Raw genomic sequence first — 12,384 nt, 5'->3', positions numbered from 1 at the left:
GCGTGCGGGAGGGGGCGGGTCAGACGCCGACGCGAGCGAACGCGTCGCGGGAGATCCCCTTCTCGAGCACGGCCTTCGACCACTCGCGGGCGCTGTGCAGGCTGTGGTCGCGGTAGTTGCCGCAGCTGTAGGCGTCGGTTCCGGGCACGTCTTCCCACTGCACGTCCTCCGCGATGGCGCGCAGCGAATCGCTGATGGCGTCGACGAGGGCTGCCACGTCGGGCTCGCCCCACATGATGACGTGGAAGCCGGTGCGGCATCCGAAGGGCGAGATGTCGATCAGGCCGTCGATGCGGTCGCGCACGAGGCTGGCGAGCAGGTGCTCGATGGTGTGCAGACCCGCGGTCGGGATCTCGCCCTCGTTCGGCTGCACGAGACGCAGATCGAAGTTCGAGATGACGTCGCCGCGCGGCCCCGCCTCGGTGCCGATCAGGCGGACGTAGGGCGCGAGCACGGCGGTGTGGTCCAGGGTGAAGCTCTCGACATCGGCCATGGAGGGGGTCCCTTCTGAAGGTCTGGGGGTACCGCACGAGCCTACGCGCGACGACGGAGGGGGGAGCCGCGGGTGACCTCGGAAGTCATCGGCACCCGCCGCGATCGCGCTCGACGCGGGAACGCGCGGTGTCGCTCCTCGCGACCCGCTAGGGTCGAGCGCGTGCCTGCGCCCGCCCGTTTCCTCGTCGTGCTCGACGCCGACTCCACCCTGATCCGCAACGAGGTCATCGAGCTCCTCGCCGACGAAGCCGGTCGCGGCGCCGAGGTGGCCGCGGCCACCGAAGCCGCGATGCGCGGCGAGGTCGACTTCGCCACCAGTCTGCGCTCTCGCGTGCAGGCCCTCGCCGGAGTCCCCACCGACGCCTTCGCCCGCGCCATCGCGCGCATCGAGCCCACTCCCGGGGTGCGCGAGCTCATCGCGGCCGTGCACGACCGCGGCGGAGTCGTCGGAGTCGTGTCGGGCGGCTTCCATGAGGTGCTCGACACCGTCGCCCCCGACCTGGGCGTCGACCTCTGGCGCGCCAACCGCCTCGCCGCGTCGGAAGACGTGCTCACCGGCGAGGTCGACGGGGGGATCGTGGATGCCACGGCCAAGGCCGAGACGCTGCGGGAGTGGGCGGCCCGGTACGGCGTGCCACGGGAGCTGACGTTCGCGATCGGCGACGGCGCGAACGACCTCGAGATGATGGCGGTGGCGGGTCTCGGGCTGGCCTTCAACGCCAAGCCCTCCGTGCGCGAGCGCGCCGACCTCGTCATCGGCGCCGTCGATCTTGCCGAGGTCATCCCGCTGCTCCCCCGCTGACCGGGAGCCCCGACCCCACGCCCGCGTCGCGGTCCCTGAGCCCGTCGAAGCGGGCCGGCGTCTCGACGCACACCCCGCTTCCCGATGTCGGAACCCCGCTCTACCATCCCGGCATGGACATCATCCTCGTACCCGGACTCTGGCTCACCGCGTCGTCGTGGGACGACGTCGTCCCCGCCCTCGAGGCGGCAGGACACCGTGCTCACCCCCTCACCCTGCCCGGCCCGGCGGTCGGCGATCTCGTGATCGACGACTGGGTCGACGCGGTCGTGTCCGAGATCGACCGGTTCGACCACCCGGTCGTCCTCGTCGGGCATTCCGGCGGAGGCAACGTCGCCTGGGGCGCGGCCGACAGACGACCCGACCGCGTCGCGCGTGTCATCCTGGTCGACACGATCGTGCCGCACCCGGGCGCCATGGTCTCGGAGTTCCCCGTCGAGAACGGCGTCGTCCGTTTCCCGGGGTGGGACTTCTTCGATGCCGATGACGTCGCCGACATCGACGACGAGACCCGTCACCGCACCGCCGCGCAGGTGGTCGACGTGCCGGGCCGGGTGCCGACGTCTCCGGTCACCCTCGGCGACGACCGACGCTTCGCGATACCGGTGACGATCCTGTCGGGTCAGCTCGACGCCGCCTCGCTCCCACGCGTGCTGGCCGACTGGGGTGCTTACGCCGCCGAGTTCGGCCGCCTCGAAGACGTCGAGGTGGTGCGCCTGGGCTCCGGGCACTGGCCGCAGTTCTCGCAGCCCGCGGAGTTCTCGGCGAAGCTGGTCGCCGCGGTGAGGTGAACGGGGCCGCGCCGGGCGAGACCCGTGACGGAACCGCGGCGCGGAGTCACCGCCGGGTCAGTGGCCCATTCCGAGACCGCCGTCGACGGGGATGACGGCGCCCGAGATGTACGCCGCGCCGTCTCCGGCCAGCCAGGTCACGACGCCGGCGACCTCGTCGGGCGACGCGAAGCGCCCGGCCGGGATGTTCTTCTTGTACTCCGCCTGCGTGTCGGCGGGCAGCTCCGCGGTCATGTCGGTCTCGATGAAGCCGGGGGCGACGACGTTCGCCGTGATCCCGCGGCCACCGAGCTCGCGCGTGAGAGAACGGGCGAAACCGACCAGGGCGCTCTTGGATGCGGCGTAATTGACCTGCCCCGCCGAACCGTAGAGACCCACGACGCTGGAGATGAGGATGACACGGCCCCAGCGGGCTTTGAGCATGCCCTTCGAGGCACGCTTGACGACGCGGAAGGTGCCTCCGAGGTTCGTGCTGACGACGCTGTCGAAGTCGTCCTCGCTCATGCGCAGCAGAAGCGTGTCCTTGGTCACACCGGCGTTGGCGACGACGACGGCGATCGGTCCGAGTTCCGCTTCGACCTGCGAGAACGCGGCGTCCACGGCGGCCGCGTCGGTCACGTCGGCGCGCACGGTCAGCGTCCCCTCGGGACCCTCGCCCGAACGGGCGGTGACGGCGACCTTCCACCCTTCGGCGACGAAACGCTCGGCGATGGCACGACCGATGCCCCGGTTTCCTCCGGTGACGACGACGACGCGGTCCTGGGACATGGTGACACTCCTGTGCGTGCGGGGGACGTAACCGGCCCAGCCTAGCGAGCCGCCCTCGCGCGTCGATGGTGACGGCTCCCTCGACGGGCCGAAGCGGGTGGGCGGCGAACGGTTTGACAGCGGCCGATCGACGCTGAAACGCTGAATGTGAGCGCGACGAAAGGCATCCCATGAGCGACGACCGCACCAACGACCCCTCTCCGTACGGCCACACGCCCGAGGCCACCGGCTCCGACGCGCCGTCACGCCCGGCGGACGACGGCGTGCCCCCGGCGCCCCCGTACGCGGCTCCCACGGCCTCCGGCAGCTCGACCCCGCCGTCGTACTCCCCCGCGCCGCCAGCTCCGCCGTACGGTGCGCCCTCCTCCCCGCCCCCCGCTCCGTCGGCGTCGGACGCCGCCGCGCCGCCCTACGGCCAGCAGAACGGCTACCCCCAGCCGTACGGCCAGCAGAGGTACAACGCCCCCGCCTACGGCTACACCGCGGCTCCCCGGGTGAACCCGCTGGCGATCGTGGCACTCGTCTCGTCGCTGGTGGGCCTGTTCGTCATCCCCGTCATCGGCCAGATCGTCGGCATCATCACCGGCCACATCTCGCTCAAGCAGGTCAAGACGACCGGAGAACGCGGACGCGGCATGGCGCTGTCGGGCGTGCTCATCGGCTACATCAGCCTCGGACTCGGCATCCTGCTCATCGTGCTCACGGCGATCATCATCGCCACCACCGGCGGGTCCGACGTGCGCTACGGCGCCTGATCCCGCCGCGTGAAGACGCGGGTGTCGCCTCTCCGGGCGGCACCCGCGTCACCGTCTACGGTCGGGGTGTCATGACGTCGAGAAGACGATCGCCCGAACGCGCCGCACCCCGCCGAGACGGGCGTACCCTGAGACCACTGTGAAGACAAACCGCGCCCAGTCTGCGACGTCGCTCCCCACCGCTCCTCGGGAGGACGCCGACGGTCGTTTCGCCAAGTACATGCTGATGATGGGCATCCGCATCGCCTGCTTCATCGCGATGGCCGTCGTCACGCCCTACGGCTGGTACACCTTCGTCTTCGCCGCTGGTGCGATCTTCCTCCCCTACATCGCCGTGATCGTCGCAAACGTGGGTCAGGATGCCGCCGAGACCACGCGCATCGACCCCGAGCGCGCCATCGAGGCGCCGCGCACCGCGCCGACCGCGCCCGCGGCATCCGATGCTCCCGTCGTCATCCGCATCGCCGAGACGCCCCGGATCGACCCGCCGCGCGAGAACGACGCGTGAGTCCCGAGCAGACCGAGTGCTCCCGCGCGGGATGCCGCGACGAGGCCGTCTGGGCGCTCCGGTGGCGGAATCCCCGCATCCACGCCGGCGACCGGCGCAAGACGTGGGTCGCGTGCGACGAGCACGTCGTGTACCTCCGGGAGTTCCTGACGGCGCGCGACTTCCCCGTCGAGGTCGGAGCCCTCGCGGCGGATCCGGCGTGAGCCTGCGCACAGCCTGACCGACGTACCCTGGAAGACGTGGCGAAGACAGACGACGTGAGCGATCGCGGAGCGCGCGTCGACGCCAGACCGCCCGTGAGCGCGCGCGAGACCCCGGCAGCCGCGCGGTGGGCGATGTACATCGGCGTCGCGATCCTTTTCGCGATCGCCTGCGGGTTCCTCTCGCACTGGCAGTTCTCGCGCAACGCCGAACGCACCGAGCAGCTCGAGCTCGTCGCGAACAACTACGACCAGCCCGCGGTGCCGCTGGAGACGCTGCTCGCCCCCGGGGCGACGCTGGACCCGGCCGACGAATGGCGCCCGGTGCGCCTCGAGGGCCGCTACCTGCCGGAGGACCAACTGCTCGTGCGCAACCGCGCGCACGGAGGATCGGCCGCCTACGAGCAGCTCGTGCCCTTCCAACTGAACGACGGGCGCACGTTCCTCGTCGACCGCGGATGGCTCGCCCCCGGCGACCGGCAGTCCCTGCCCGACGAGATCCCCGCGCCTCCGCCGGGCGACGTGACGGTCGAGGTGCGCCTTCGTCCCGAAGAGGCCGCGCCGACCTCGGGCCGCTCCGCCGAGGCGGGGCAGGTCCCCACGATCAACCTCGGGCTCGTCGCCGAGCAGACCGGCCCGATCGAGCCCGGCGCCTACGGTCTGCTCGTGTCCGAGTCGCCCGCGCCCGCGACGGCGCCCCAACCCGTCGATCCCCCCAGCGACGACCCGGGCCCGTACCTGTCGTACGCGATCCAATGGATCCTGTTCGCCGTGATGGGCTTCGCCTTCATCGGCTACGTCATCGTGAACGAGCGCCGTCTGCGCCGCGAAGGCGACGACGACGATGAGGAGCTCCCGGCCCCGGCTCGCGAGAAGGCGCCGACCGAGCGCCGACGGGTCGACCCGGTCGCCCTGCACCGGTCGCGCAAACGCCCGCGCGACCGCGACGCCGACGACGAGGACGCGCTGCTCGACGCCCGCTGAGTCTCGCGGATGCCAGGACTCCATCATCCGCAAGGGCAGAGCGAGATCTCGGTCTCGGCTGCGCTCGGTCCGGGCCGCGCGCTCAGGCCAGCGTGATGAGATCCGCGTAGTCGCGGCCCCAGATGTCTTCCACCCCGTCGGGCAGGATCAGCACGCGCTCGGGGTTGAGGGCCTCCACCGCGCCCTCGTCGTGCGAGACGAGCACGACCGCACCCTCGTAGTGCGCGAGCGCGCCGAGGATCTCCTCGCGCGAGGCGGGATCGAGGTTGTTCGTCGGCTCGTCCAGCAGCAGCATGTTCGCCGACGACACCACGAGCGTCGCGAGTGACAGACGCGTCTTCTCGCCACCCGAGAGCACCCCGGCGGGCTTCAGCACGTCGTCGCCCACGAAGAGGAACGACCCCAGCACTTTACGGGCCTCGGTGGCGGTGATGTGGGGAGCGGCCGACATCATGTTGTCGAGCACCGAGCGCGAGACGTCGAGGTTCTCGTGCTCCTGGGCGTAGTAGCCGATCTTCAGGCCGTGCCCGGGCTCGAGTTGTCCGGTGTCGGGCTTGTCGACACCCGCGAGGATGCGCAGCAGCGTCGTCTTGCCCGCACCGTTGAGGCCCAGGATGACGACGCGCGAACCGCGATCGATCGCCAGGTCGACGTCGGTGAAGATCTCGAGCGACCCGTACGACTTCGACAGGCCGGATGCCATGAGAGGCGTCTTGCCGCAGGGCGCGGGCTTGGGGAAGCGCAGCTTCGCGACCCGCTCGTCCTGACGCACCTCGTCGAGACCGGAGAGCATCTTCTCGGCGCGCGCGACCATCTGGTGCGCGGCGGCGGCCTTCGACGCCTTCGCCCCGAAGCGCGCGGCCTGCAGCTGCAGCGCCGTGGCCTTCTTCTCGACGTTGACGCGCTCCTTCTTGCGACGCTCCTCGTCGGCCACCCGCTGGCGCAGGTAGTTCTTCCAGTTCATGTTGTAGACGTCGATGACCTGGCGATTGGCATCCAGGTAGAAGACGCGGTTGACCGTCTCGCCGACGAGCTCCACGTCGTGCGAGATCACGATGAGCCCGCCCTTGTAGCCCTTGAGGAACTCGCGCAGCCACACGACGCTGTCGGCGTCGAGGTGGTTGGTCGGCTCGTCGAGGATCATCGTCTGCGCGTCGGAGAACAGGATGCGCGCGAGCTCGATGCGGCGCCGCTGACCACCCGAGAGGGTCTTCAGCGGCTGGTCGAGGATCCGGTCGGGCAACGACAGGTTGTGGGCGATGGATGCCGCCTCGGCCTCGGCCGCATAGCCGCCGGCCGCCTCGAAGCGCTCGGTGAGGTTGGCGTACTTCTTCATCGCCTTCGCGGCGACCGCGGCGTCGTCGTCGGCCATCGCCAGCGACGCCTCGTGCATGCCGAGGGCGAGCGAGCCCAGCCCGCGGGCGTCGAGGATGCGCGTGCGCGCGAGCATCTCGGGGTCGCCCGAGCGGGGGTCCTGCGGCAGGTAGCCGAGCTCACCCGAGCGGTCGACGCCGCCGTTGGAGGGCAGCAGGTCGCCCGCGAGCACCTTCGTCAGGGTCGTCTTGCCGGCGCCGTTGCGCCCGACGAGGCCGATCTTGTCGCCGTCGGAGACGCGGAAGGCCACGTCGGACATGAGCACGCGGGCGCCCACGCGGATCTCGAGGTCGTGCACGGCGAGCACAGCGAACGTCCGTTCAGTCGGGGAAGGGGAACCGGCCGCAGAAGGCCAGCCACCCAGTATAAGAGGCGCCCCTGCGAGCCGGCCGACAGCCTCGTCGCAGAGGGCCGTTCGACGGCCCCCTCGTCCTCCTCCGACGGTCGCCGAAGACCCCGGATGCCGTTGTCTCGGCGTCGAGACGAACACCCGGGCGGTCAGCATCCGGGTTTGCGTTCTCACCCGATGCCTGACCTAAACTAAGCCTATCCTTACCTAACACGCAGGAGGCTCTTCGTGTCCCGATTCCGCGCTCTGGCGGCCCTCGCCGTCGGTTCCGCCCTCGTCCTCACCGGCTGCGCCGGCACCTCCGCCGCCCCGGGCGCCCAGGAGGGCTCGTCGGATGCCGCCGGGGGTTCGTTCCCGGTGACGATCGACCACGCCTTCGGCGAGACCACCATCGAGGCGCAGCCCGAGCGCGTCGTCACCGTCAGCTGGGGCAACCAGGAGGCCGCCCTCGCCCTCGGCGTCGTGCCGGTCGCCATGCCCAAGGTCACGTGGGGCGACGAAGACGGCGACGGCCTGCTCCCCTGGGTCAAGGACAAGCTCGACGAGCTCGGCGCCGAGACCCCCACGCTCATGGACGAGACGGACGGCTTCGACTACGAGGCCATCGCCGACGCCCAGCCCGACGTCATCCTCGGCGCCTACTCCGGCATGACGCAGGAGCAGTACGACACCCTCAGCAAGATCGCTCCCGTCGTGGCCTTCCCCGAGGTGGCCTGGGGCACCTCGTGGCAGGAGATGACCCTGACGGATGCCAAGGCCCTGGGCCGCGAAGACCAGGCTGAGCAGCTCATCGCCGACCTCGAGAAGCACGTCACCGACGCGTCCGCGAAGTACCCCGCGCTCGCCGGCAAGAAGACGCTCTTCACCTACCTCGACCCGACCGACCTCAGCACGCTGGGCTACTACTCGACGCTCGACCCGCGCGCCGCGTACCTCACCGAGCTCGGGCTCGCCCCGTCGTCGGCCGTCGAGGAGTCCAGCAAGGACGCCGCGACCTTCTGGTTCACCCAGAGCACCGAGAACATCGAGACCTTCTCCGACGTCGACGTCATCGTGGGCTACGGCACGCCCGAGCTGCTCGCTCAGCTGCAGGCCGACCCGCTGTGGTCGCGCATCCCCGCCATCAAGGCCGGGGCCTTCGCGACCCTGACCGACGACACCACCATCGCCGCGGCCGCCAACCCCAGCCCGCTGTCGATCGGCACGTCCTACGGCGACGAGTACATCGACCTCGTCGGCGCCGCCTCGGAGAAGGCCGGCTCCTGATGCCGCAGCGGCACTCCTCGGTGCGATGACCGTTCTCGCTCCGGCCTCGACCGCCCCCGGCGTCACGCGCTCGCGTGCCCGGGGGCGGCGACGCGTGCTCTGGCTCGTGGTGCTCGTGGCCACCCTCCTCCTGGCCGGAGTGCTCTCGGTGACCTTCGGCGCCCGCGACGTCGGCCCGGCCGACATCTGGGCGGGCCTGACCGGGTCCACCGACACCGCGTCGGCCGCGGCCGTGGGAAAGCGCGTGCCTCGCACGATCCTGGCCATGCTGGTCGGAGCCGCTCTCGCGGTCGCCGGGGCCGTGCTCCAGGGAGCCACCCGCAACCCGCTCGCCGACCCGCAGATCCTCGGGATCAACGGCGGGGCGTCGCTCGCCATCGTCACCGGCATCGCCTTCTTCGGTCTCAGCTCCGCCTCCGGCTACATCTGGACCGGCATGATCGGCGCGGGCGCCGCCGCCGTCTTCGTCTACGCGATCGGCTCGCTCGGCCGCGGGGGGCCCACGCCTCTTCGGCTCGCCCTGGCCGGCGCGGTCACCGCGGTCGCGTTCAGCTCGCTGATCAGCGCCATCCTGCTGCCCCGCATCAACGTGATGAGCGTCTTCCGCTTCTGGCAGGTGGGCGGCGTCGGCGGGGCGACCCCCGACACGATCGGTCAGGTGCTCCCCTTCCTCGTGGTGGGCTTCGTGATCTGCCTGCTCAGCGCCTCGGCGCTGAACACCCTCGCCCTCGGCGACGAGCTCGCCGCGGGTCTGGGGGCCCGCGTGCGCACCGCACGCCTGACCGCATCGGCGGGAGCGGTCGTCCTGTGCGGCGCGGCCACCGCCGTCGCCGGTCCGATCGGTTTCGTCGGTCTCGTCGTCCCCCACATCTGCCGGCTCATCGTCGGCGTCGATCACCGCTGGCTGCTGCCCGTGTCCGCCGCCGGCGGCGCCATCCTGCTGACGATCTCCGACGTCGTCGGCCGCGTCATCGCGCGCCCCGAAGAGATCGAGGTCGGCATCGTCACCGCGCTCCTCGGGGCGCCCTTCTTCATCGCCCTCGTGCGCCGTCAGAAGATGAGGGCCCTGTGAGCGCCGGCATCCTCTCGACGTCTGCCGTCGATGCTCTCGCGCTCGTTCGCGCGGGTCGCCGCCGCCGTCGTGCGCGATGGGTGACGGTCACCGGCATCCTGGCCGCGGCGGTCGTGACCGCCTTCGCCCTCTCCCTCATGCTCGGGCAAACCATCTACTCCCCCGCCGAGGTCTGGGGCGTGCTGACCGGTCAACGCGTGCCCGGCGCCTCCTTCACCGTCGGCGAGCTGCGCCTGCCGCGCGCCGTCACGGGCCTGCTGACGGGTCTGTGCTTCGGAATGGGCGGGGTCGTCTTCCAGTCGATGCTCCGCAACGCCCTAGCGAGCCCCGACGTCATCGGCATCAACACCGGCGCCAGCGCGGCGGCCGTCATCGGCATCGTCGTGCTCGGCGTCGGCGAGACCGCGGTGTCGGTCATGGCCATGGCCGCCGCCCTCACCGTGGCGCTGTCCATCTACCTGCTCGCCTACCGCAAGGGCGGCTCCGGGGCACGCCTCATCCTCGTGGGCATCGGCGTCGCCGCCATGTGCCAGGCCGTCGTCTCGTACGTGATCTCGCGCGCGGCCGAGTGGGACCTCCCCGCGGCGATGCGCTGGATCACCGGCAACCTCAACGACGCCACCTGGGACCGCGCCCTGCCCGTGGCGGGAGCGGTGATCGTGCTCGCACCCGTCCTGCTGGTGCTCGCCCGACGCCTCGAGATCCTGCGCATGGGCGACGAGACCGCCGCGGCCGTCGGCCTCCCGGTCGAGCGCAGTCGCGTGCTGCTCATCGTCGCGGCAGTCGGTCTGCTCGCCTTCGGCACGGCCGCCGCCGGCCCCATCGCCTTCGTCTCGTTCCTCGCCGGCCCCATCGCCGTGCGCCTTCTCGGCCCGGTCGGCTCGCCCGTGCTGCCGGCGGGCCTCGTCGGAGCGCTCCTCGTGCTCGTGGCCGACTACTGCGCGCAGTTCGCCTTCGGCACGCGGCTGCCGGTGGGCGTCATCACGGGCGTGCTGGGCGCTCCCTATCTCATCTACCTGCTCGTGCGGAGCAGTCGATCCGGAGGTACCACGCTATGACCATCGAGCGATCCCTGGCGGCCGAGGGCGTCACCCTCGGGTACGGCGACCGAACCATCGTCGACTCCCTCGACCTCCGCGTCCCCGCGGGCCGGGTCACGGCGATCGTCGGCGCCAACGCCTGCGGCAAGTCGACGCTGTTGAAGGCGATGGCGCGGCTGCTCACCCCCTCGTCCGGTCAGGTGCTCCTCGACGGCAAGGCCATCCACCGCCTGCCCACCAAGCAGGTGGCCCGTGTGCTCGGTCTGCTGCCGCAGTCGCCGATCGCCCCCGACGGTATCGCCGTGTCCGACCTCGTCAGCCGCGGCCGCCACCCGCATCAGGGCGCCCTCTCGCGGTGGACGAGCGCCGACGACGCCGCGGTCGCCCGGGCCCTCGAGGCGACCGACGTCACGCACCTGGCCGATCGTCCGGTCGACGAACTCAGCGGCGGACAGCGACAGCGCGTGTGGATCGCTATGGCGCTCGCGCAGGAGACCGACGTGCTGCTCCTCGACGAGCCCACGACGTTCCTCGACATCAGCCACCAGATCGACGTGCTCGATCTGCTGACCGACCTCAACCGCGAGCGGGGCACCACCGTGGCGATGGTGCTGCACGACCTCAACCTCGCCGCCCGCTACGCCGACCACCTCGTCGCCATGGCGCAGGGTCAGGTCATCGCGGCCGGAGACCCCGGCGACGTCCTCACCGAAGACACGGTGCGGCGCGTCTTCGGCCTCGACAGCCGCGTGGTTCCGGATCCGCTGACCGGGCGACCCATGGTCATCCCCATCGGCCGCCATCACACCGTCGCCGAGCCCGAGCAGGCGCAGACGGTCTCCCACCGGTAACTCCACCGAGCGAGCGCGGACTGCTGTGCACACGCAGCCGTGACGAGCGAGCACGGACGGCTGTGCACACGCAGGCCAGACGAGCGTGCACAGCCGCTCCTGCACGCGCAGCGGAGCCCCAGCCGACACGCTCGAGCAACGACGGAAGCCCCGGCCGCGGCCGGGGCTTCTCGTCATGCGTTGCAGGGCGCCGCTGTCAGGCCGTGCGTTCGACCTGGCCCGCGCGCCAGTAGCCCATGAACGCCACGCGACCGCGGTCGACACCGCACCCCGAGACCAGCATCCGGCGCAGCAGCTTGACGGTCGAGGACTCCCCCGCGATCCACGCGTAGAACTCGCCCTCTGCATCGTCGGGGCTGTCCCAGAGCAGCTCCACATCGAGGTCGATGTCTTCGAGCACCTGCGGACGCGGCGCGGCCGCACGCGCGAGCACGTCTGCGGATGCCGTCGTCCACGCCTCGACCGCCTCGATGAGCGCCTCGCCGTGGGGCCGGTCTTCACGTGCCAGCCAGTGCACGCGCCCTCCGCCGCTGCGAACCGGCAGGGCGTCGTCGACGGTGGGCACCTCGATGAACGCATCGACGTCGAGGCCGGGCTCCAGCCCCTCGAGCACGGCGCAGATCGCCGGAGCAGCGGTCTCGTCGCCGGCGAGCAGGATGCGGCGCGCCGTGCCGGGGTGGAAGTCGATTCCCTGCGCCGACTCGGGACTGCGGGCGTCGGGGCCGACCACGACGAGATGATCGCCGGCGGCAGCCGCCTCCGCCCATGATCCCGCGGGACCCGCGTCATGGTGCACGACGAAGTCGATGTCGAGCTCGAGGGCCTCGGGATCGACGCGTCGCACGGTGTAGGTGCGGAACGGCATGCGCTCCTCATCGGGTAGATCGCGCCACCGGGTGTACCACTCGCCGTTCGCGATGGCATCCGGATCGTCCTGCCCGATGTCGCAGACGCGCCCGTCGGCACCGGGCAGCACGAGCTTGACGCGCTGATCACGGCGATCGGTGCCGAAGACGTCGAAGTCGGGCGACGTGAACGTCACGCGCACGAAGTGCGGCGACAGCCGCTGCGCGGCCTTCACCGTCGCGACGTACGGGCGGTAGGCGGGGCGCGTGGCGGTGATCACTCG

Annotated in this window: 14 protein-coding genes; 10 read left to right on the top strand and 4 right to left on the bottom strand. The window is 71.3% G+C overall.

All coding sequences use genetic code 11. The features are described from left to right. Positions 1 to 19: 19 nt before the first annotated feature. The gene (locus tag AS029_RS13635; RefSeq protein ID WP_058233149.1) at positions 20 to 493 is read right to left on the bottom strand and encodes an S-ribosylhomocysteine lyase; all 474 of its coding nucleotides are present in this window, start codon (positions 491 to 493) and stop codon (positions 20 to 22) included. Between the two features lie 162 nt (positions 494 to 655). Here AS029_RS13635 and serB point away from each other — a divergent pair, with 162 nt between their 5' ends. Next, the gene (gene serB, locus AS029_RS13630) at positions 656 to 1,297 is read left to right on the top strand and encodes a phosphoserine phosphatase SerB (RefSeq protein ID WP_058233148.1); all 642 of its coding nucleotides are present in this window, start codon (positions 656 to 658) and stop codon (positions 1,295 to 1,297) included. Positions 1,298 to 1,410: 113 nt separating this feature from the next. Next, the gene (locus AS029_RS13625) at positions 1,411 to 2,088 is read left to right on the top strand and encodes an alpha/beta fold hydrolase (RefSeq protein WP_058233147.1); all 678 of its coding nucleotides are present in this window, start codon (positions 1,411 to 1,413) and stop codon (positions 2,086 to 2,088) included. A gap of 57 nt (positions 2,089 to 2,145) precedes the next feature. Here AS029_RS13625 and fabG read toward each other — a convergent pair whose 3' ends face one another. Next, the gene (fabG, locus tag AS029_RS13620) at positions 2,146 to 2,856 is read right to left on the bottom strand and encodes a 3-oxoacyl-ACP reductase FabG (protein ID WP_058233146.1); all 711 of its coding nucleotides are present in this window, start codon (positions 2,854 to 2,856) and stop codon (positions 2,146 to 2,148) included. A 170-nt stretch (positions 2,857 to 3,026) separates the two neighbouring features. Here fabG and AS029_RS13615 point away from each other — a divergent pair, with 170 nt between their 5' ends. The 4 genes from AS029_RS13615 to AS029_RS13600 all read left to right on the top strand — a co-directional run bounded on the left by AS029_RS13615 (position 3,027) and on the right by AS029_RS13600 (position 5,303). Beyond that, the gene (locus tag AS029_RS13615) at positions 3,027 to 3,611 is read left to right on the top strand and encodes a DUF4190 domain-containing protein (RefSeq protein WP_058233145.1); all 585 of its coding nucleotides are present in this window, start codon (positions 3,027 to 3,029) and stop codon (positions 3,609 to 3,611) included. Positions 3,612 to 3,750: 139 nt separating this feature from the next. After that, positions 3,751 to 4,119, top strand: a complete 369-nt coding sequence (locus AS029_RS13610) for a DUF3099 domain-containing protein (protein WP_074615954.1) — start codon at positions 3,751 to 3,753, stop codon at positions 4,117 to 4,119. After that, entirely contained in the window at positions 4,116 to 4,322 is a 207-nt protein-coding gene (locus tag AS029_RS13605) for a hypothetical protein (protein WP_058233144.1), read from the top strand. The genes AS029_RS13610 and AS029_RS13605 overlap by 4 nt, the downstream gene beginning before the upstream one ends. Positions 4,323 to 4,454: 132 nt before the next feature. Next, complete coding sequence (locus AS029_RS13600) at positions 4,455 to 5,303, top strand: SURF1 family cytochrome oxidase biogenesis protein (RefSeq protein ID WP_058233264.1); 849 nt, start codon at positions 4,455 to 4,457, stop codon at positions 5,301 to 5,303. A gap of 82 nt (positions 5,304 to 5,385) precedes the next feature. Here the strand turns inward: AS029_RS13600 and AS029_RS13595 are convergent, their stop codons facing one another. Beyond that, positions 5,386 to 6,984 carry an ABC-F family ATP-binding cassette domain-containing protein gene (locus tag AS029_RS13595; protein WP_058233143.1) on the bottom strand — a complete coding sequence of 533 codons (1,599 nt, stop codon included), beginning with the start codon at positions 6,982 to 6,984 and terminating at the stop codon, positions 5,386 to 5,388. A gap of 270 nt (positions 6,985 to 7,254) precedes the next feature. Between AS029_RS13595 and AS029_RS13590 the strand changes: the two genes are divergently transcribed. Genes AS029_RS13590 through AS029_RS13575 form a run of 4 tightly spaced genes read left to right on the top strand, consistent with a single transcriptional unit; the run spans position 7,255 to position 11,255 of the window. After that, positions 7,255 to 8,292: an iron-siderophore ABC transporter substrate-binding protein gene (locus AS029_RS13590; protein ID WP_058233142.1), complete on the top strand. Its 1,038-nt coding sequence runs from the start codon at positions 7,255 to 7,257 to the stop codon at positions 8,290 to 8,292. A 25-nt stretch (positions 8,293 to 8,317) separates the two neighbouring features. Beyond that, positions 8,318 to 9,364, top strand: coding sequence for a FecCD family ABC transporter permease (locus AS029_RS13585; RefSeq protein WP_058233141.1), 1,047 nt, complete (start codon positions 8,318 to 8,320; stop codon positions 9,362 to 9,364). Then, complete coding sequence (locus tag AS029_RS13580) at positions 9,361 to 10,422, top strand: FecCD family ABC transporter permease (protein WP_058233140.1); 1,062 nt, start codon at positions 9,361 to 9,363, stop codon at positions 10,420 to 10,422. The genes AS029_RS13585 and AS029_RS13580 overlap by 4 nt, the downstream gene beginning before the upstream one ends. Beyond that, the gene (locus AS029_RS13575) at positions 10,419 to 11,255 is read left to right on the top strand and encodes an ABC transporter ATP-binding protein (protein WP_058233139.1); all 837 of its coding nucleotides are present in this window, start codon (positions 10,419 to 10,421) and stop codon (positions 11,253 to 11,255) included. Before AS029_RS13580 ends, AS029_RS13575 begins: the two co-directional genes overlap by 4 nt. Positions 11,256 to 11,451: 196 nt before the next feature. Here the strand turns inward: AS029_RS13575 and AS029_RS13570 are convergent, their stop codons facing one another. Then, complete coding sequence (locus AS029_RS13570) at positions 11,452 to 12,381, bottom strand: siderophore-interacting protein (protein ID WP_058233138.1); 930 nt, start codon at positions 12,379 to 12,381, stop codon at positions 11,452 to 11,454. Positions 12,382 to 12,384: the final 3 nt, after the last annotated feature.

The organism is Microbacterium enclense (genome assembly GCF_001456955.1).
GTDB classification, from domain to species: domain Bacteria; phylum Actinomycetota; class Actinomycetes; order Actinomycetales; family Microbacteriaceae; genus Microbacterium; species Microbacterium enclense.
Note: the sequence above shows the minus strand (reverse complement) of the source record. Positions and strands in the feature narration are given on the sequence as shown.